Origin of the sequence: Pedobacter sp. AK017 (genome assembly GCF_014200825.1) — a bacterium.
GTDB classification, from domain to species: Bacteria; Bacteroidota; Bacteroidia; order Sphingobacteriales; family Sphingobacteriaceae; genus Pedobacter; species Pedobacter heparinus.
Window position 1 is genome coordinate 37176 of the sequence record NZ_JACHCW010000011.1, and the last position, 22419, is coordinate 59594.

Annotated in this window: 9 protein-coding genes; 6 read left to right on the forward strand and 3 right to left on the reverse strand. The window is 42.6% G+C overall.

The genetic code is table 11. The annotated features are described in order from the left end of the window. Positions 1–69: 69 nt before the first annotated feature. Positions 70–4134, reverse strand: a complete 4065-nt coding sequence (locus HDC92_RS16400; RefSeq protein WP_183876079.1) for a two-component regulator propeller domain-containing protein — start codon at positions 4132–4134, stop codon at positions 70–72. Between the two features lie 205 nt (positions 4135–4339). On the opposite strand from HDC92_RS16400, the gene HDC92_RS16405 reads away from it, so the two are divergent. From HDC92_RS16405 to HDC92_RS16430, 6 genes are all read left to right on the forward strand, one after another. After that, entirely contained in the window at positions 4340–7564 is a 3225-nt protein-coding gene (locus HDC92_RS16405) for a SusC/RagA family TonB-linked outer membrane protein (RefSeq protein ID WP_183876081.1), read from the forward strand. Between the two features lie 16 nt (positions 7565–7580). Next, on the forward strand, positions 7581–9560 hold the full coding sequence (locus tag HDC92_RS16410) for a RagB/SusD family nutrient uptake outer membrane protein (RefSeq protein WP_183876084.1): 1980 nt from the start codon (positions 7581–7583) through the stop codon (positions 9558–9560). A gap of 25 nt (positions 9561–9585) precedes the next feature. Further along, the gene (locus HDC92_RS16415) at positions 9586–10827 is read left to right on the forward strand and encodes a glycoside hydrolase family 88 protein (protein ID WP_183876086.1); all 1242 of its coding nucleotides are present in this window, start codon (positions 9586–9588) and stop codon (positions 10825–10827) included. A 4-nt stretch (positions 10828–10831) separates the two neighbouring features. Further along, positions 10832–12772, forward strand: coding sequence for a sialate O-acetylesterase (locus HDC92_RS16420; RefSeq protein WP_183876088.1), 1941 nt, complete (start codon positions 10832–10834; stop codon positions 12770–12772). An 11-nt stretch (positions 12773–12783) separates the two neighbouring features. Beyond that, a complete protein-coding gene (locus tag HDC92_RS16425) occupies positions 12784–14799 on the forward strand; it encodes a polysaccharide lyase family 8 super-sandwich domain-containing protein (RefSeq protein WP_183876090.1) in 2016 nt (671 codons plus the stop codon). A gap of 273 nt (positions 14800–15072) precedes the next feature. After that, on the forward strand, positions 15073–17295 hold the full coding sequence (locus HDC92_RS16430) for a hypothetical protein (protein WP_183876092.1): 2223 nt from the start codon (positions 15073–15075) through the stop codon (positions 17293–17295). 75 nt (positions 17296–17370) lie between these two features. On the opposite strand, the gene HDC92_RS16435 is transcribed toward HDC92_RS16430, so the two are convergent. Both HDC92_RS16435 and HDC92_RS16440 read right to left on the reverse strand, forming a co-directional pair. After that, positions 17371–20571, reverse strand: a complete 3201-nt coding sequence (locus HDC92_RS16435; protein ID WP_183876094.1) for a gliding motility-associated C-terminal domain-containing protein — start codon at positions 20569–20571, stop codon at positions 17371–17373. Next, positions 20568–22409, reverse strand: coding sequence for a carbon starvation protein A (locus tag HDC92_RS16440; protein WP_183876096.1), 1842 nt, complete (start codon positions 22407–22409; stop codon positions 20568–20570). The genes HDC92_RS16435 and HDC92_RS16440 overlap by 4 nt, the downstream gene beginning before the upstream one ends. Positions 22410–22419: the final 10 nt, after the last annotated feature.

A 22419-nucleotide genomic window follows, 5' to 3' on the forward strand; every position in this document is an offset into this window, starting at 1 on the left:
GACTACTTTACTTCAGATTGAAAGACGAAATTCCTCTTGAATTGGGGTGATTTTTCTCTTAACCAAACTTTAAGGGGCCGCATCGATAGTTTTACTCAAATATTGAGAGGGCGACAATCCATATTTTTTGCGGAATTCCTTACTAAAATATTTGCGGTCATTATATCCAACGGCGTAGGCAATATCTGCCACCGTATGTTTACCTGATTTTAAAAGCACAGCAGCTTGTTTTAACCGCTCTGACTTAATGAAATCGGCCAATGCCATATTGGTTAGCGCGCTAAACTTTTTATACAATACAGCCTGGCTCATCCCAATTTCCGCGGCCAGTTTTGAAATGTTAAAATCAGCATTTCCAATATTTGCTGTTATGATTTTTACGATCCTGTTTAAAAATTTTTCTTCAAATGATTCAATGACAACATTTGAGGTTTCTAAAACAAGCTGATGACTGTATTTTTTTTGCAGAACTGCTTTCATACGCATCAGGTTATCAATTTGCAATTTTAATATTTGAGGACTGAAGGGTTTGGTAATGTAGGCATCCGCCCCGGTTTTAAGCCCCTCAATGTGATGCACCTGGGCATCTCTTGCTGTTAACAGTATAACCGGTATATGGCTGGTACGCTCATCGGATTTAATTATTTTACAGAATTCAAGCCCATCCATCACCGGCATCATCACATCACTGATGATCAGGTCCGGAATTTGTTCAATAGCACAGTCTAATCCTGCAGATCCATTATTACTTGTAAGCAGAGGATAACTTTCTTTGAGAGAATCACTAATGAATTCCCTCATTTCATCGTTGTCTTCCACTATTAAAATGGTTTGTTTACCTGGCTGGCCATCGTTTTCCGGCATTTGATCATCCATTGTGATACTTTTCATCAAATCCTCTGTTGGCTGCTCATCTTCCCTGGCTATGCTGCCCACTCTGGGTAGTTCAACTGTAAACTGCGTATAGCCATTTTCATTTGACTTTTCCACTTTACTGGTCACACTAATATTGCCTTGGTGTAGGGCTACAATTTCTTTTGCAAGTGCCAGCCCAATCCCCGACCCCTGATCAGACTTTCCATGCTCAACCTGATAAAAATCATCGAAGATCTTTGACAGGTCGCCCCCGGCTATCCCAATGCCGTTATCGGAAATGATTACCTCCACCGATGCTTTGTGCTGTACGATGTTAAAAACAACCTGTCCTTCATCGTGCGTAAATTTGAATGCGTTGGAAAGAATATTGTAAAATACCTTTTCCAGCTGCCTCCCGTCTATATTAAGCAAAATGCTTGTTTCTTCGCATACAAAGCGGTAATCGATATTTTTAGAACGGGCAAGGCTTTCGAAAGAATAGAAAATCTCCTCGCAAAAAGAAACCAGGTTATATACTGAGACCTTAAGCGGCATTTTTCCAGATTCTATCTTTCTGAAATCCAGCAATTCTGTAACAAGCCTTAAAAGCCGGTCGCCATTTTTCTTAATGTTCTGCACGTAGGTAAATACAGCCGTGTTACCCTCTGTTAAGGACAATAGCCTTTCAATTGGTCCGAGTATCAACGTTAAAGGGGTCCGTATTTCATGCGAGATATTGGTAAAGAAATTTAATTTGAGCTGGTACAGTTCCTGCTGCCGTTCGTACTGCAAATGTTCATGGTAAAGGTCGCGTTCCAGTTTCGCACGTTCCCGGAAAAATCTGATCACATAATATAAAATGGCGCCAACCAGCAGCATGTAAATGAAATACGCCCAGGTGGTTTTCCAGAACGGTGGAAGAATACGTATGTTGATCTTAGCAGGTTTTAAGCACCATACGCCATCATTATTAGCACCTTTAACCAGTAAAGTATATTTACCTGCAGGTAAACCAGAATAAGCAGCCGAACCGGTTTCGGTATAGTTCCAACCTTTATCTACCCCTTCCAGCAAATAAGCAAAGCGGTTTTTTTCGGTCTTGATATAGTTCAGCACTGCAAAGCTTATCGTAAAAACATTCTGGTCATATTTAAGCTCCAGTATTTTGCTAAAATTCAGGCTTTCTCTTAAAATGTTTGTACTGTCTTTGATACCTACGTTTTTATTGAAAAGCCTGAGATCAGTAAAAATTATCTTTGGAGGAAGCTTGTTCAGGTTGATTTCACGGGGGTAGAAACTGACCAGGCCATTGTAACTGCCAAAATAGAGTTTCCCGGTATTGTCTTTTAATTTTGAATTGTTATTGAACTCGGTTCCCGGAAGTCCATCATGATCATTATAGTTATTAAATTCAATTTTTTTAACATCAAACCTGGACAACCCTTTGTCAGAGCTTATCCATAATAAACCCTCCTTCTCTTCCAGAATTTCCAGCACATTATTACTGGGCAGGCCATCATCTTCCGTATAAAATCTTTTTTTACCAGAACCCGGATCATACTGCATCAATCCTCCATGGAAAATACCAAACCATATACTGCCTTTCCTGTCTTCAAATATACAGTTGGCTTTCAAATAACTGTTTTGCCCATCTTTAGTTGGACCGAAGTGCACAAATTCGCTGGATTGAGGGGCTAATTTTAATATGCCTTTGTTTGTAGCTGCCCATATATTCTGCTTTGAATCTTCAAACAGATAGTTTACAGAAAGCGACCTATGCGTGTCCTGAACCTTAAATGTTCCTTTTTTCTTATCAAATTGGTTCAGCCCCTGTTCAGTTCCAACCCAAAACCGGTGTTGGCTGTCTTCCAGCAGGCAGCTTACATTGTTGGAACTCAAGGCGTCCTTATTATTGGAATGGACATAATGTTTAAACGATTTGCTCAGGGGATCAAATAATTCCAGGCCACTTAAATGCGTAGCCACCCAGATCTGACCGGAATGATCTTCGTAAATCCATTTCACCAGGTTTGAGCTCAAACTGCCCGGGTCATTTAGATTATTTTTATAATGACTGAACAATCCTGTTTTTTTGTTATAGTAGTTGAGGCCCGAAGCTTCTGTCCCAATCCATAAATTGTGGTTCCTGTCTTCAATGATCGAGCTGATGATGTTGCTGCTTAAACTACTGTTGTATTTATTGTTTTGCCAGATATTAAATGGTGTAGCATAGTTATACACCACATTGATACCACCAAAATATGTTCCGATCCAGATGGACCCCTGGTTGTCCATACAGATATCATAAATCGAGTTCTGGCTCAAACTCCCAGGATTACTAGGGTCATGGACATAAGACACGGCTGTATTGGTTTGGGCATCAAAAAGCGAAAGTCCTTCCTGGGTGCCGATCCAAAGCTTTCCATTTTTGTCTATAATGATTTTTCTGATAAAATTATTAACTATAGAGGATTTGTCTGATGCATTGTGTACAAAATGCCTGACTGTTTGAGTTTCGAGATCCAGGCAGTTCAGGCCACCGTTTCTGGTACCTATCCACAGTTTTTTGTTTTTGTCTTCGGCCAATGTGGTTATAAAATCATCATTGATAGTTTTTCCCTCTTTTCCTGAGGGCGTAAATTTATCAAGTGAAAAGTAGTCCTTCCCTCTTTGCTGTAACTTGAACAACCCCTTATCAGTACCGATCCATAATGCCCGATCCGAATCCTGTAAAATCGTATGTACGGCATATCCCTCAAAACTGCGGTTACCTGCTGCCGTTTTAACAAACGATTGAAAGCTACCAGTCTTCAGGTTTCTAAGCAAAGAAAGCCCATTCTGCGTACCAACCCATAGATTGCCATAATCGTCATCATATATGCAATTGATATAATCGTCACTTATGCCCTGTCCGTTTTCCTTTTTAAAAAACTGAACGTAATTATCATATCTCGGTTGATAAAGGTTAAGCCCTTTTCTGGTGCCAATCCATAACCTCTTATACCTATCTGTATATATCGCTTGTACAAACTCATTTGAACTTATGGATTCTTTTGAACCCTGTTTGGCTTTATAAATGGTAAAATCCTTTGAATCATACTTATTCAGGCAATACCTGGTTCCAAACCACATCAGTCCTTCACTATCCTGTGCAATTGCCAGAACCGAATTTTGTGAAAGCCCATTGCTTACATTTAAATGGTTAAATACGATAGGTTGCTGCGCTATTGTAAAAAATGGCTGTAAAAAAATAATAGATAATATTATAATCAGCCTCATATTTTATATCTGGTTTATATATTAATTACAGTCAATGCAGATTTACCCCCTTTAGCCAACCTGCACATTTCTGTAAAATGAATAATTCAATGTTCTGAACATAACTATGAAGCACTAAAATATAAAATTACCCCTATATCAATAGAGTTTTCTGCCTTAAATTTCAAAGATCATTGCCACTTTTGGAACAACCAACTATAACTATATGACAGCAATTTTATTCGTATCTAAAGGGTTTTATCATTTTATACTGCGTATACCAGATTCTATATCCAGGATACCGGCAGGTGTTGCCAGGTATTTAGCTTTACTAACATTACTATATGTTTCATTTTCTGGTTTTGGCCAGTCGCGCAGCATACAGGGCATTGTGACCGACGAGAACAGGGAAACACTGATTGGAGTAAGTGTTAAAGTAAAAAATACTACAGTCGGAACCTTAACTGATGCCAATGGAAAATTTGTATTAAACGTACCTACTGAAACATCGGTACTCGTTTTCAGCTATATTGGATATCGCCCGGAGGAAATAATTGCTGGAAGCCAAAAACTGCTCAATGTTAACTTAAAGCCCATCAACAATACCTTAAACGATATTGTTGTCATCGGGTACGGAACAGTACAGAAAAAAGACCTGACAGGTTCCGTTGCCCAGGTTGCCATGGAAGACCTCAAAAAAGCACCTGTACTGTCCATCCAGGAATCGCTGGCGGGCAGGCTTGCCGGTGTACAGGTCAGTTCATCGGATGGACAGCCCGGATCGGAAGTGAACATAGTGATCAGGGGAGCAAACTCGATTACACAGGACAATTCCCCTTTATATGTAGTAGATGGCTTTCCGGTAGAAGGGTTTAATCTCAATGTTTTCAATCCTCAGGATATTGCTTCTATTGAAGTGTTAAAGGACGCGTCATCCACCGCGATCTATGGAGCCAGGGGAGCCAACGGCGTAGTGATCATTACCACCAAAAAAGGGCAGGAAGGGAGCCCCAAAACTACGTTCAATACCACCCAGACTTTTAATAAGAACATCAAAACAATGGAGTTGCTCAGTGCCTATGATTTTCTGAAGTATAACCTGGAACGGGATCCCTCTCCAGGATCTGAAACAGTGAAATCCCCTACCTATCTTTATTTGACTACGCCGAACAAAACCTTGTCCGACTACCTCAACTATCAAGGTACAGATGTACAGGATGAATTTTTTCAGACCGGCAGCCTGCGCAATTATTCTATTGCGGTACGGGGGGGTACAAAACAAACCAAATATTCAATTTCAAGTTCAATTGATAACCAGGATGGAACCATTATCAACACCTCATATAACCGGTATCAGGGCAGGATCACGCTCGATCAGGAGCTAAACAAACGCTTAACAGTTGGCGTAAATGCCAATTATGCCTATCTGCTGCAGACAGGAAATGCTTCCTCTGTATCGAGCAACAGCGCAACCCAAAACGTATTGTATAGTGTTTGGGGATTTAACCCGCTCACTGCATTTGCCGCTGATGTGGAGTTAGACCCTACAACCGCCTCATCAAATGATTACAAGTTTAATCCGGTTATGAACCAGCAAAACCTCATTCGCGATATCCGGACCAATAACCTGAACATCAACACTTATCTGAATTATGCAATCATTCCGGAACTCAGGCTGAGGATAACCGGAATTTTAAATAGCAATACGGTAAACAATGAGAATTTTAACAATTCAAAAACACTTTACGGAAGCCCTTTTACCGTTGGCGGCCAGAACAATGGCATTAATGGGTCCATTTCTATGGCCAAAGTGAACAATTGGGCAAATGAGAATACTTTAACATGGAACAAACGCATAAATAAAGTTCATAACCTGAATGCGGTAGCGGGTTTTACCGTGCAAGGTAACAAATCCAGCGTGCGGGGTTTTGGGGCAACTTTTTTGCCTAACGAATCCCTGGGAATAGACGGATTGGAAGAGGGAACCTTCAATGCATCGCTCACCAGGTCTTCAAGTTCATTATGGAATGCCGCCTCATTTCTAAGCAGGTTTGCTTATAACTATCAGTCTAAATATTACCTTACCCTTTCTGCAAGGGCAGATGGGTCTTCCAAATTTTCAGAGGCTAACCACTGGGGATATTTTCCTTCTGCAGCGCTTGCCTGGAGATTTACTGAAGAAAAACCTTTTAAAAACTCTAAGCTGATCAGCGATGGTAAACTGAGGCTTAGCTATGGTAAGACCGGAAATAACCGGGTTGGAGATTTTTCCTACCTATCGATAACTGGTTTACCTGTTTCCAATACTTATTCCTTTGACAACAATTACGTTTCGAGCATTGTGCCACTATCCATCGGCAATCCTGATCTGAAATGGGAAACCACAGACCAGTATGATGCAGGACTCGATTTTTCAATGCTGAATAACCGGATAAACATTGTTGCAGACGTATACCGGAAAATTACCAAAGATCTGTTACTTAACGCAACACTGCCTGCATCTACCGGCTACGGTTCTGCATTCCAGAATATTGGTAGCGTCCGCAATCAGGGTATAGAGTTTACGCTCAATACGGTCAACATCAAAAACAAGAGTTTTAGCTGGGAAAGCAGTTTTAATATATCTTTTAACCGGAGTAAGGTACTTGCACTGGCCAATAACCAGGAATACCTTTTATCATCCATCAGGTGGCATAGCTCATGGTATACCATTCCAGGATACATTGCAAAAATCGGCGAACCTTTGGGATTAATGTATGGGTACATCTGGGACGGGGTTTACCAATATGATGATTTTAACAAGAGTCCTGCCGGTACTTATACTTTAAAGGATGAGATCAGCACCAATGGCAATACACGCACGAGTATTCAGCCGGGCGACATCAAATACAAAGACCTCAACGGAGATAAAATGGTTACAGCCTCCGATTATACCGTTATTGGTAATTCACTTCCGATACATACCGGGGGCTTTAGCAATAATTTCACTTACAAAGGATTTGACCTGAACCTGTTCTTTCAGTGGTCTTATGGCAATAAAATCCAGAACACCAATCGACTGGTATTTGAAGGAAACGGCATCAACAATCCCTATCTTCAGCAATTTGCGAGTTTCGCAAACCGATGGACGCCGGAAAATCAATCTAATACGATGTTCAGGACCAATGGATATTTTGGAGGTGGGTATTCATCAAGAACAGTGGAGGACGGCTCCTACCTACGGTTGAAAACGGTAGCCCTGGGTTACAATATGCCAAAGGCATTCCTGCAAAAAATTAAGCTCTCTTCAGCCCGGATTTATACCTCGGCCCAAAATCTTTGGACCTGGACAAAATATTCCGGACTGGATCCGGAAGTAAGCACTTACAACTCAGTGCTGACAGGTGGATTTGATTACAGTGCTTATCCCCGCCCTTATACCATAGCTTTTGGGCTTGATGTTACTTTCTAATTTTAAAATGATTACTATGAAACGTATATTATATACTTTATTAATCCTCTCCTGCTTTTCTTTAACGGCTTGCAAGAAATTTTTAAGTACTAAACCAACAGATTCTCTTGTCGAATCTGATTACTATACCAAACCAAAACTGATCAATGCACTGGCAGGGGTATATCAGCCGCTGGGCACGCCTGGTTTGTACGGCGATAATCTGTTCGACCAGATGGCCGCCAGCGATGAAAACTTCTATGCCCGCGCCGCGCAGACTACAGGAATTATGGTTTACAACTTCGATTTTGGTAATGCCGAGCTCAATAATTTCTGGGTGCAGCTGTATATCGGAATTGAACGTGCCAATATCCTGATCAGAAATGTTGAACGGGCAAAACTCAATGATACCGATAGCCAGGCTATGCTGGGTGAAGCCTTATTTTTAAGGGGATACTATCATTTTATGCTGGTCAGCAACTTTGGAGATGTTCCGCTAAAAACCGAACCAACTCCTTCCGTTACCCAGGTAAACACCCCTAGAACAGCTACCAGACTGGTATACGAGCAGATATTGACAGATATGAAGGCGGCAGAACCCCTGGTAAAAACTGCCACGGCACTGGGCTTTGGCGGCAGGGTTTCAAAAACTACGGTACAGGGTATTATAGCCAGGGTATATTTAACAATGGCCGGTTTTCCGCTAAAGGATGAGGCAAAATATGAAGATGTGCTCCTATGGGCAGAAAAAGTTAAAAATTCCGGTGAACACAGCCTGAACCTGAGTTACAGACAATTATTCATTAATCTTCATCAGGACCTCTACGATACTAAAGAGAGCATGTGGGAAATAGAGCAAAAAGGAACCGGGGCCGACGGATATGGCAATATTAACAGGCTTGGAAATACGAATGGTATAGCTTTATCTGCCAACTACGATAAAATCGGTTATAGTTATGCCTTTATCAATGCCACGGCAAAATTGTTTAACTTATACAGCCCTGGAGACATCAGACGCGATTGGGCAATTGCTCCGTTTAGTTACAATGCAAGTACAACTCCTGTATCCTACAGCTATTTTAACCCGACACAGATTTATAACAGAAATTCAGGAAAATTCAGAAGGGAGTATGAACTTTCTCCTGTAAAAAGCAAAAACTTTACACCGATTAACTTCCCGGTTTTGAGGTATGCGGATGTGCTGCTGATGATTGCAGAGGCCGAAAACCATATCAATGGCCCCACTTTAAAAGCTTACGATGCGATAAACCAGGTCAGAAGACGGGGTTTTGGATACGATCCGAATATACCTGTGCAAACTGCCGGTGTATTGAGCAAACTGACATTATCCACTGCCGGTAATACAGGGTACCTTGCTACCCAGCCCAATATTCCAATAACCCTAATCGGTGGCGGCGGCACTGGTGCTACTGGCATCGCAACCGTAAACCTGACTTCAAAAAAGATCACCTCAGTAGCCATACTCAATCCAGGTAAGGGTTATACATCCGTACCCCAGGTGATTATTGGAAATGTATGGGCAGCAAATACAGAATATACCAGCGGGACTCAGGTGAGCAGCGGAAATAACCTTTACACCGTCACAGCATCAGGAACCTCTACAACTACGGCTCCAACACATACAGCTGGTGCTTCGTTACCGGCCCTGACCGGTGCGGTATTTACCTATGCCGGGCAACGGGCTACCGCTACCGCGGAAATCACTTCCGCTGTAGTTGATCTTTCAGGATTAACTAAAACATCTTTCTTAAAAGAGTTACAAGATGAAAGAAGCCGCGAACTGTGCTTCGAGGCTTTAAGACGACCGGACTTGATCCGCTGGGGAATATGGGTACCTACAATGAACAACCTGGCCACTGACATGAAAGCTACTGCTGGAAGTTTTGCCTACGGAGCTATCGCTGGCGCAAATATAACCGACAGGAACGTATTATTCCCGATCCCTTCATCGGAAATCCTAGTAAACGGTGCTATAGGCCAGAATCTGGGATGGTAAAACGCAAATTATTTAACCTTATATCATGAATCGTATTTTTTTTATTTCCCTTTTTACTTTAATGATCGTCTTTCTAATAAGTTTTAAAGATGATAAGCACCATATACCTGTTGAGGAAGACTTTAAACTTGCAGAACAACAATATGCACGGGTCATCGCGCGAAACGGTAATTCAAAGTTATTTCCCAAAACGACAGGGCCAGATCAACTTTTAAAATCTACCGGCTTAAAAGAATGGACAAGTGGGTTCTGGCCAGGTAATCTTTGGTACATTTATGAGTATACAAAAAAACCCAATTGGAAAGCTGAAGCAGAAAAATGGACTAATGCGCTAAAGCCGAATGAAAATAACAAAACCACTCACGATCTCGGATTCATGATGTATTGCAGTTACGGTAACGCCTACAGGCTTACTGGCAACAAGCTATATAAAGAGGTCTTGATCCAATCTGCGAAATCTTTGTCCAGTCGCTTTAACCCAACAATTGGTTGTATTGAATCCTGGGATTCACGTGAGTCCTGGGACAAAAAAACCTTCTGGGATTTCCCGGTGATCATTGATAACATGATGAACCTGGAACTTCTTTTTTTTGCATCAAAAGAAACCAAAGACCCGGAATATTACAACATTGCGGTTAAACATGCGGAAACCACCATGAAAAATCACCTCAGACCAGACTTCAGTTCTTATCATGTAGTCGATTACAATACCGCCAATGGAAAGGTAATGGCCAGGCAAACCTTTCAGGGATTTGCCGATAACTCCACATGGTCGAGGGGACAAGCATGGGGGATTTACGGCTTTACGATGGTATATCGGGAAACAAAAGATAAGCGCTTTTTGCAAACCGCAAAAAAAATGGCCGATTATTATTTGAACCACAGCAACCTCCCTGCCGATATGATACCTTACTGGGATTTTAACGTAGGGCAGCAGGGATATACCGCAGACTGGAATTACGAGCCCGGAAAAAGAGACTACAAAATCAGGGATGCGTCTGCAGCTGCCATTACCAGCTCTGCACTGTTTGAACTTAGCCGCTATTCTGCCAGGAAAGATAGCATAAGGTACTTAAATGCGGCTAAACATATGCTGAACGCATTAAGCTCCGCACAGTATAAAGCAGACCTGGGTACAAATAATGGTCTTTTGTTGAAGCACTCTGTTGGAAGCTTTCCGCATAATGCTGAAATAGATGTACCTTTAATTTATGCTGATTATTATTTCCTGGAAGCCTTACTAAGGTACCGGAACCTAAATAAATAAACGAATGAAAAAAATCCTTTTCGCCTTATTTTTTGTATTGTGTGTTTCTTGTCTGAAGGCCAGCGTCAGGTTACCGCGTCTTGTTTCAGACGGAATGGTGTTGCAAAGGGGCAAACCTATAAAAATCTGGGGCTGGGCTACACCCGGAGAACAAGTTAAAATCAGCTTCAACCGGCAACAGGCAAGTACCCCTGCAGGTAAGGATGGCAAGTGGATGGTGGAAATGAAGGCGATGCAGGCAGGCGGGCCACATCAGATGATTATCGAGGGGACTAACCGGATTGTATTAAAAAATATCCTGCTGGGTGACGTTTGGGTCTGTTCCGGCCAGTCAAATATGGAACTGACCATGCAAAGGGTAAAAGACAAATACGCAGCTGTTATAAAAACAGCTGCAAATCCCCTGATCAGGCAATTCTTTGTAAGTACAAAATATAATTTCAAAGAACCGCTGGATGAATTGTCAAATGGCAATTGGGAGGAAGTTAACCCAGTCTCTATCCTTCGTTTTAGTGCCACAGCATACTTTTTCGCGAAAGATTTATTTGAAAAATATCAGGTTCCAATAGGACTTATCAGTGCCAGTGTAGGCGGTACGCCCGCAGAATCATGGATGAGCGAAGATGCCCTGGCCGAATTCCCCCATTATCTTGAAAGCATCTCAAAATTCAAGGATGACCATTACCTTGGATCGGTTACAGACAAAAATACTAAAATGGCTAAGCAATGGTATGACACGCTGGCAATGTCCGACAAAGGCAAAGGAAAAGAGCCATGGTATGCCCCAACTTATAATTCAAGCCATTGGCCATTGATTAAAATGCCTGCCTTCTGGGAAGATGAGGGATTAAAAAATCTAGACGGCGTGGTCTGGCTAAGAAAGGAAATAGCTTTGCCCGCTGAAATGAGTGGAAAAGCAGCTATGCTGATGCTTGGTAGTATGGCTGATAGTGATTCTACTTATCTTAACGGCGTTCTGGTAGGTGCTACAACCCAGAAATACACCTCAAGGATTTATAAAGTACAGCCGGGTTTATTAAAATCAGGTAAAAATAGCCTTGTAGTGAGGCTAATCAATACCAGTAATTCGGGCGGTTTTGTAAAGGATAAGCCCTACAAACTTCTGATCAGTGACAAAACCATTGATTTAGAGGGCAATTGGCAATATCAGATCGGTTCTGCATTAAAACCGATGCCAGCACAAACTGTTATTAAATATCTTCCCCTGGGATTATATAACGGAATGATTGCACCACTACTCAATTACAAGGTTAAAGGCTTCATATGGTATCAGGGAGAAGCAAATTCCAGCCGGGGAGATGAATACCGAAAATTGTTTCCTGCACTGATAAAAAACTGGCGGACAAAATGGGATGATGACACATTGCCTTTCTTATTTGTTCAGTTGCCCAATTACCTGAAAGCAAAGGAGCAACCCTCAGAAAGTAAATGGGCAGAACTCAGAGAAGCCCAGCTCAAAACACTGAGCGTGCCCCATACTGGCATGGCTGTAACCATTGATATAGGCGAATGGAATGATATCCATCCATCCAATAAATCAGATGTTGGAAAGCGGCTTTCTTTGGCTGCACAATATATAGCTTATCAAAATGCGGCGGTGGTTTACACCGGACCGATTTTCGAATCCATGCGAACCCAGGGCAATAAAATATTTATACAATTTAAACATACAGGCAGCGGATTGGCGACGAAAGACAATTTACCTTTAAAAATTGCCATCGCAGGAACAGACAGAAGTTTTAAATGGGCCTCCTACCGGATAGATAAAGATCAGCTCATTGTTTGGAATGAAAGCATCAAAAATCCGGTTGCAGTACGCTATGCCTGGGCAGACAATCCTCAGGATGCCAATTTAATAAACAGGGAGGGCCTGCTGGCTTCACCATTCCGTACCGATGAATGGATACCCATAGTTAACCGTTAAATGAATACCGAATGACTATTGTTAAAAAATTCGTCTGTATATGGATTGGGCTGCTGGGTTGTACGTCAATACATGCGCAGAATGGCAAAAAAACTATAATAGAACGTTATAGAACCTTGCTTTTTAACTCAAAGATAGAACAGACCTGGGACACCAGAACGACAATAAGCACACTGGATAAGGACGGTACCTGGAATGATATTAATTATTCTGATGACAATCCGGCTGCCTGGCAACCGGAACAGCATCTGGAAAGGGTTCGGGAACTTTGTCTGGCCTATGTGAAACCCGGATCTGATTTTTTTGAACAGAAGGAGCTGAAACAAGCAATCGACATCAGTCTTGATCATTGGCTTCGGATACGATACCAAAACAAAAACTGGTGGCATAATGAAATCGGGGTTCCGCAATATATGAGGGATATCCTTTACCTGATGTATGGTCGTTTGACGACAAACCAGTTAAAAAATGCGTTGGAGGTGCTTAACCAATCCAAGGTAAAGGGTGAAGGTGCCAATTTAACCTGGTCTGCAGATTTAGTGATGCATCGAAGTTTGTTGACGGATGACTGGAAAACGGTACGGGACTGTCGGGATTTGCTGATCAGAGAGATTAAGGTCACTAAACTGGATGGCATCCAGCCCGATTTTAGTTATCATCAGCATGGGCCAAGATTGCAGATGTACCACTACGGGAGTTCATTTTTAAAAACCAACGTAAGATTGGCCTGGGAGCTTCATGATACCGAATTTGCATTTCCTAAAGCTAAAATTGCTATCCTAAATGATTTTATTACTGAAGGCTGGCAGTGGATGTGCAGGGGTCTGAATACAGTACCTGCCACGCTTGATAGAGCCGCCAGCCGTAAAAACACCTTGCACGATCCTGATATCAGAGACTTAATCGGGATGCTGAAAGAACTGAATCCTGACCATGCGGCTGTATTTAACCGGATAAAGAACAGTCAGGATTCCGGTAAAAGTGCCGTCACTGGTTATAGATATTTTCCCACATCAGATTTTTCTGTTTACCATACAGATGAGTTCAGCTTTTTTTTAAAGTCATTATCAGATAGGACATTAATAACTGAATCTATAAACAAGGAAAATATTAAAGGGCGGCTATTGAATAGTGGAGATGCCTATTTAATAAAAGACGGCAATGAATATTTTAATCTGATGCCCTGCTGGGACTGGAATAAGATTCCGGGTATTACTAACTTTAACGGCAATGCGGTTGTTGAAAAGAAATCCTTCACCGGAAATGTAAGCGATGGAAAATCAGGATTGGCTGCCATGGACTATGCTATTGTTGATCAGCATAAAAATGTAAGCGCACATAAGGTTTGGGTAAGCCATAAGGGGCTGGTTGTCTGCCTTATTGCCGGACTTACTGCTCATCATATAACTGACTCCTTGTTTACTGTCCTTGATCAATCCCGGTGGCGGGGAGATGTGACCTTTAACCAGCCAGGTAATCTGTTAAAAGCAGGCACGAATACTTTAAATGCAGTAAAATGGCTGCATCATTCGGGATTTGCTTACATTCCCTTATCCCCGCTTTCTATGACTGTTAAACTGGAAAAAGTGGCTGGCACATGGAAATCTATAAATAATGCCGGAAGTGCAGAAAAAATTACTGAAAGTATTTTTTTACCGCAAATTAATCATGAACAAAAAAGCGGCATCCAGTCGCTTGGCTATGTTCTGGCTTCGGCTCCGACCCCGGAATCCGCTGCGCGGATAGCAGCTCAGCCATCCTGGCGCATCGTGTCAAATACATCTTCCAGTCAAGTATTGAGCTTTGCCGACGGAGCGATATTTGGTGCGTTTTTTAACATAGGCAGTGTTAAAATAGATAACCAGTTATTAAGCGTGAGTATGCCTTGTTTAATTGGCATTGTGCCTGGCGGGATTTATATCAGTGATCCCACCCATAAGGGAGGAGTAATAACCGTAGTACTTAACAACAAGAAATATCAGATCTCCCTACCCTCTGATGGAGAGAGCGTAAAGTTAAGAAAATAAGCAAGCTCTTTTATTGTAGATGCGCACAGCCGTATTTCAGCTATCCAATATCATGTATAGAATTGACAGGTATACCATGAAGTCCATAAAGGTAGGCTTACCCTTGCTGCGGGTTAAGAAAAAATTAAATTAATGTGAAACCTGTCACTTTTGCTACAAATGGGAAAAAACAAAAAAGTTCAAACAAATCTTAAATACTGATGGTTATTGCGCAGCTGACTGGTTAAAGAGCAAAAAGAGCAACTATGAATAAATTTCTCAAAGGTACTTGATATGAACGCATTATCACCATGGGCCGTATCGGCAAGCGCTGAACTGGCCGGCAATTCCTCAGTACGATTTGAACTTCATGCAGATCCCTTTAATTTTAAAGTGATTGCCACCACTGATTCCATCTGGATCCAAACTGAACTTCCTAATGGAGGACGCGTCTCCTTTCGTGCAGCCTATAGCCCCGGTAGCAACCTGGAAGTAATAAAAAGCAAAGAAAATCCCCGGCAAGGGATTGATTTGAAACTTAAATCAGGCATCGGCCAACAAAAGGTTACCATCAGCGTAGACCAAAGCTCAGGATCACCCGTACTGCGTTATACCAGCAGCCTGATCCCAGCTAAAGATCTGATGATGCCCAGCTGGCCAAAAGACATTTTGTTTAATGGAAAAAACAATAATCCCGAACAAACCGAAGGAAAGATCCATGCAGGCCAGTTTGGTACCCGCACAGGATTTCTTTATTTGAGCCAGACCCGGCCAAAATCTGCTAGCCTCCTCTACCTGCAAAACCTGACCGCCCTATCAGCATATGCTGAGCAAACCGAAACCTCCTTAGGCGACACCGTGGGTGGCGAATGGCCGGAACTGGGATTTTCCCTGCCACCTTCAAAAAAGCCATTACCTAAGGGCAAGGAAGTCATCCTTGCCGATGCCTTCATCGCTTTTAGCGAAGAAGTGCCGGAAAAAGAACCAGACATGATAAGGCTTTACCTGGATTTGCTGGCCAGGATATACCTGCTGCTCCCAAAACCGGAAACAGCATACAAACACTGGCCCGACATACTGGACAAGGGCCTAAAAGATCTTATCGACAGCCCAGGCTGCTGGTCGCAGGTAAACGGACACAAATATTTCAATGCGTATGTAAGCGATTATGAAACCCCACCCGAAATCATGGTACAACTTGCTGTTTTGCTTCCCTTGCTGGACTATGTAGAGTGGAGTAAGAAAGAGCTTGAGGTTATGAAAACGATTAAAGCGGGACTTCCCTCTTTTTATGACAAAAAGCTGGGCACCATCATGCGCTGGCTTCCGGCAGCAGAAGACAAACTCAAAGGCGAAGAAGAACAAAAAGTTCCCAAGGTGATGGATTCCTGGTATCTTCATCACCCTTTGCTTAACCTGTCCAGATTAGCTTTAAAGGGAGATAAAATGGCTACGCAGCTTTTCCTGGATTCACTTGATTTTGCCATCAGGGTAGCACACCATTTTAAATACCAATGGCCGGTGTTTTACAAGATGGATACCCTTGAGGTGGTTAAAGCAGAAACTGCTGAAGGAAAGGGCGGAGAAAAAGATGTAGCCGGTATTTATGCGCATGTGATGCTCCAGGCCTGGGAACTAACCGCTGAACAACGTTATTTAAAAGAAGCCGAAAAAGCTGCAAAAACCCTGCAGGACCTTGGTTTTAAGATCTTTTACCAGGCCAACAATACCGCATTCTCTTCGGGAGCACTACTCCGGTTGTATAAAATCACTAAAAATGAACTATACCTGGAACTGAGTTACATGTGCCTGGCAGGATTATTCCGGAATGTGCAGCTCTGGGACTGTAATTACGGATACGGAAAAAACTTTCCGAAATTCTTTTCCCTTTATCCGCTCAACGATGCACCTTATACAGCCGTTTACGAAGAACAGGAAGTTTTTTGCGCCTTTCACGATTACCTGAAGCATGCTGAGGATGTAGACATTCTACCTTCTGTAAAACTGCTCATTGCCGAATACATCCGCTACCTGGTAGACCGTGCTGTATATTATTATCCTACTATGCTGCCCGCAGACATGCTAGAAGTAAAACCCAAAATCGGTGAAGTTGACCCGAAGCTATGGATTGCACTGGAAGACCTGCAGGATGGCTGGCTGAAATCCGGAACTGTTGGCCAGGAAGTATACGGGGCAGGTAACGCATTTGGAATTATGCCACGGCATTACCTGCAAATACCGGGCCTGCCATTTATGATTTACACCGACTATCCAACCTCAGGATTTAACGCCAGAAAAGGCAAAAACATCAGCTTTAAGATCCTGGGAGATAAGCGGATCAGCTGCCGGATAATGCTGGTAAAAACAGCTTCAAAGAAAATCCCGGAATTTCAAGTATTGCTTAAAGGACAGAAAGAACCACTGAAAGCTAGTACCGTAGCAAATGGCAATCTGGAATACATCATTCCCGGCGACAGCTCAGTCATCATTCATACACATCTTAGCAAATCCATTTAAAACGTCTTTCATAAGCTGTGTTTTTAAGGATATGCCCTGGAAGGCATTAACCACCGGCATCTACAACAACAATTTTTACTCTGGTCTGGTAATGGTAATGAAACCGCTTAAACTTGGCCTGCTTGTTCCAAAATTTATGATATAGTAATAAGTTCCTTCTGCCAGCGGCACACCATTTAAGGTACCTTCCCAACTGTTGTCATAAGCTTTTTTACTATACATTAATCTGCCTGTACGCTCAAAGATCTTCACCTCGTTATTTGGATAAAAATCAATATTATCCACCACCCATTTGTCATTTACCCCATCACCGTTTGGAGATAGGATATTGGTTGCCTTGATCTTCACTAAATCTTCCGGCTCGATTAAGTTAATCGCCTTGCGTTCTGTATAGCCGCTGGCATTGGTACCTGTTAAATTCAATGGTTGAGCCCCACCAATCTGTACCCGGTGGCGTAAGCCATTGGTATTAAAAGTAGCAGTAGCGGTATTTAGTGCATAATTACCACTGCCTATAACAGGTAACCAACTGTTTCCATTATATTTTGAAATACCGAAAGGAGATGACGGGGTAAAAGCACTGCCTTTCAGACTTGCAGGAAAGCCAACACGAAACGTATAATCTCCTGTTCCGCTTGTACGGATAACATGGTATGACGCATTTACAAACTGGCTCTTGTCTGCAACTACACCGCCATCTGGCAAACCATTAGCTGTAAGGCCTGTAAGTACACTCATTGTAAAGTTAAATGCAGTTTCTGCAGGTGGGGTAATCCGTACAGGCAGATAATTTCCGCCATTTCCTAAAGGAATATCTCCCTGAGCAGTTGTTAATCCGGTTACTTTAACTTTCGCAATTGCACCGGAACTTGCTGACGACATGGTGTTGATATAGGAAGTGTTGCTTCCGCCTGAAACACTTGAAACAGTAACCTCTGAAGTTTCCGGAATATTCAGCAATCCTTTCTGCATATCCAGTTTTGTTATCGTCAGCCCCTGGTTCAGCGTAACACCGGCGGCTGAATTGACTACCATTTTATTGACAGTTGCATCTTTAAAAGTATTGGCTGCGATGGTTCTTGCTATCGATGTAGAAGGAGAGATATTTACAAAACCTATAGTGCCATTAGTTGCATCAATTATACCAGTACTGTTTAGACCAATAGCATCTGCAACATTCATTACGGCACCTAACTTCAATTTAAGGGTATTCGCAGCTTCAACACACAGTGCGCTAAAAGTAACATTTCCGCCTATGAAACCGATATTATCTACGGTAGATTTTTTAAAATTTACTGTAAGTGATGAAATGGTATTATCGTGAGCTACAGAGATAAAATTAACTGTATCTTCTGCTATCAGGTTGCCGCTGATATTCAATGTACCTGTAACGGCCGAAGAGGCTCCCCCGCTATACACAGATGATCCTCTTTGAAAAGATACATCATTTGATACACCTAGAGCAATTCCGTCATTCACTCTCAGAAAGGTTCCTGCTATCACTACTGGCGCTTTGGTATAACCGGTCCCTCCGCTACTAATGCTTATCTCTGTAATACCAACTTTTGCCGAAACAGCTGCTCCTGTACCATTTCCTGTAACAGACACAGTTGGTATGGATGTATAGCCAGATCCTGAATTGGTGATCACAATATCCATAATTTTACCGCCACTCACCACTGCTGTGGCCGCTGCTCCGCTTCCGCCACCACCGCTAAAAGTAACACTGGCATTAGTATAGCCAGAACCCCGGTTTTTTATATCTGCACCTGTTACTTTTACGCTTGTAATCGTTGCAACGGCACTGGTAGAGCCTGTAGCTTGTCCACCGTTAACAAAAGATAGCGCAGGAATACTGCTTAAATTACCTGGCTCTACAATGTTTAATGCCGATACTGTACCTGCATTGACCTGTGCCCTTAAAACAGCTCCGTCCCCCTCTCCAACTATCAGGTTCTTTAAATTTCTAGTACCTGCTGCCAATGCACTTTGCCCATTTCTTACCAACAAATTAGTTGTTAATCCAAGGGCAGTTGTTGCTGTTACCCAATCTCCGTTCGTAAAAACTTCAAACTGTGATGGGGTACCCATACTGCTACTCAATCCTGTTGTCCGATAGTCACCCGCAGCAGGAACATATTTAAATACATATTCATTAAACAACAATGATCCGTATCCTGATAATATCGCAGTACCATTTTCTCCTCCATTGTCTTGCCTTATTTTTTCCACAACCATTTTGGTAAATTTAACCGGCTCTCCGGACATCCCTTTTCTGTTTACATAATGATTGTAAACCAATTCATAAAACGGAAGAAACTCTCCCCTTAAATCAGGAGAAATCACAGATCCATAATGATTTGTTGTATAGGGTACGCTATACCCTAAATTATATTTAGCGGTATATTCGGTTCCTAACAGTAACCTGTTTGAAAACAAACCATAAAGATCCGTACCTTGGTTATACCCTATTTCGCAAGCTTCCGCTAAGCCCCCTATGCCCATTTGGGTATGCTCCTGATCGCGACCGCTTTCAAAACACTGGCCGGTAGTAGGGTAAATGTAATTGTTCAGTGTTCCTGAAGCGGTTTCGGTGGTTGACCACAAATAATTGCGCCCTCTGGTGTAAATGGCAACGTCATTTATAAAAACTCCTATTCCCATCATAGTTTTACAAATGGCGGTATCCCAATTCCCCGCCCATCCCCCCTGGAAAGGTTCAATTACCGGATAAAATTTATACCTGAACATAGATTCCGCGCGCTGTATATCTGTCGTACTCCAGCCTGAGTTTGTATAGCGCAGAATTTCCGCAGCATTAACAAAACCAAAACCATACCAGGCCGCACATAACTTGGCAGCGCCTCCGGTAATACTATCCAGGGTACCTGACCACGAGTTCAATATTGTTTTAGCTTTATCTGCATATATTTGATTTCCAGTAATGACCCACAAAATTGCACACCTGTAAGCTCTCTGACTTTGGGCAGACATTGCCCTTGACTCAGTACTGGTTGCCCCTGCGAACTCTCTATTAACAATGGCATAAGCAGGTTCCTGCACATAGTTTATATCGTTATAGGCAAGTAATTTAGCATATGTCGCTGCCCATGGCTGCCGTTCCGTATTTGCATAGGTCTTTAACCTGGCCAGGCCAGCAGCGTTGAACAGTATCCCCGGATGTGTCAATTGCGCTTGAACATGTAAAACGCCCATCCATAAAAACATAAATGCCAGCAAAGGCATTTTTAGTTGCTTGGTAAATGTTAAGTTCATCTCTCTACTAACTCTTTAACGGTATCACCATAATAATCCAACTGATCTGCTTTCATTTTTGACAATTGGTACCATCTTTTAAAAGTGTTCACAAACACGATGAACATCAGTACCATGGCTATACAGGCCAGGAAAGCCAGCAGATATTGGCCCTTGGGCAGGTAGATATTCAGCACCTGCTCATAGCCCGCCCAGAAGGTGATGAGGGCCATGAACACCCCGGGTATAGCAGCACAAAGGGCGTATTTTTTCCTGTTCATACGGATGAGCATGGTGGTACAAACAATCAGGCCGCAGGCTGCCAGCAATTGGTTGCTGATCCCAAATAAGGGCCAGATACTGCTTACGTTCCCTGTATACACCAGGTAGCCCCAGGAAAACGTGAACAGCAAACTGCTGATGATGAGCCCCGGCATCCAGTTCTTGTCATTGAATTTGGGTATGACCCTCCCTATCATCTCCTGCAGGAAGAACCTGCCTACCCTTGTGCCTGCATCAATAGCTGTCAGTATAAACACCGCTTCAAACATGATGGCGAAATTGTACCAGTAGGCCATTACATCGTCCATATACGGTATTTTATTAAATATATGGGCCATACCTACTGCAAGGGATACTGCCCCTCCCGTCCTTCCCTGCAGCTCTACCCCAATCTTTTCACTAAAATAGGCCAGGTCTACTGCCTTTAGGTCCGGATTTTGCGCAATAAAGCTTTCGTACATCTCTTTTGGGGTATTGATGGCGAAATAATCTCCCGGAAGCAATGTACAGGCTGCGATTAAAGCCATCAAAGCCACGAAGCCTTCTACCAGCATGGCGCCGTAGCCAACAAAAAGAATCTCCTTTTCATTGGTCAGCATTTTTGGAGTTGTTCCTGTAGCAATAATGGCGTGAAAACCAGAGATCGCTCCGCAGGCAATTACGATAAAAATAAAGGGCAATACAGGCCCGCCAATAACCGGACCGCCACCGCTCACAAATTGGGTAAGTGCAGGCATTTGCAGTGTTGGGTGTACAAAGATCACTCCTACTGTCAGCATGAGGATCGTTCCTATCTTTAAATAGGTAGACAGGTAATCCCTTGGGACCAATAATAACCAGACAGGTAATACGGATGCCAGAAAGCCGTATACTGTTATGGCGATAGATATGGTTGCAATCTTCCAATGGAAAATATTACTGATGGCGGGAATCTGCATCAGCTCATGGCCTCCAATTATGGAAGCAATTAGCATAATCCCTCCAAAAATACTGGCCAGGGTAACACTGTCTTTCCGATAGCGCATGATCAACCCCATGATCAGGGCAATGGGCATGGTTGCTATAACAGTAAACAAAGACCAGGAAGCTTCATGCATGGCGCTGATACAGGCTAAAGAAAGGCCGGCAAGCGTAAGGATAAGGATAAAAAGAATAGCTATCCCTGCTATCAAACCAGTACCTGTACCGATCTCTTTTCCTGCTATGGTAGCCAGGCTTTTTCCTTTATGTCTTACTGATGCAAAGAGCACCACCATATCATGCACCCCGCCGCCCAATACGCAGCCTATCAAAATCCATAACGCTCCCGGCAGGTAACCAAACTGGGCAGCAAGCACCGGGCCTACCAAAGGTCCGGCAGCTGCTATGGCTGCAAAATGATGGCCAAACAATACATTCTTATTGGTGGCCACATAATCTTTTCCATCTGAAAATTCTATTGCAGGGGTTACGTTTGCAGCATTGAGCTTTAATACTTTATTGGCCAGGAAAATCCCGTAAAATCTATACGCAATGGCAAATACCAATAAGGCAATAAAAACTAAAGTGAGGGCGTTAACGCCATTAAAAACATCCATGTCTTAAATT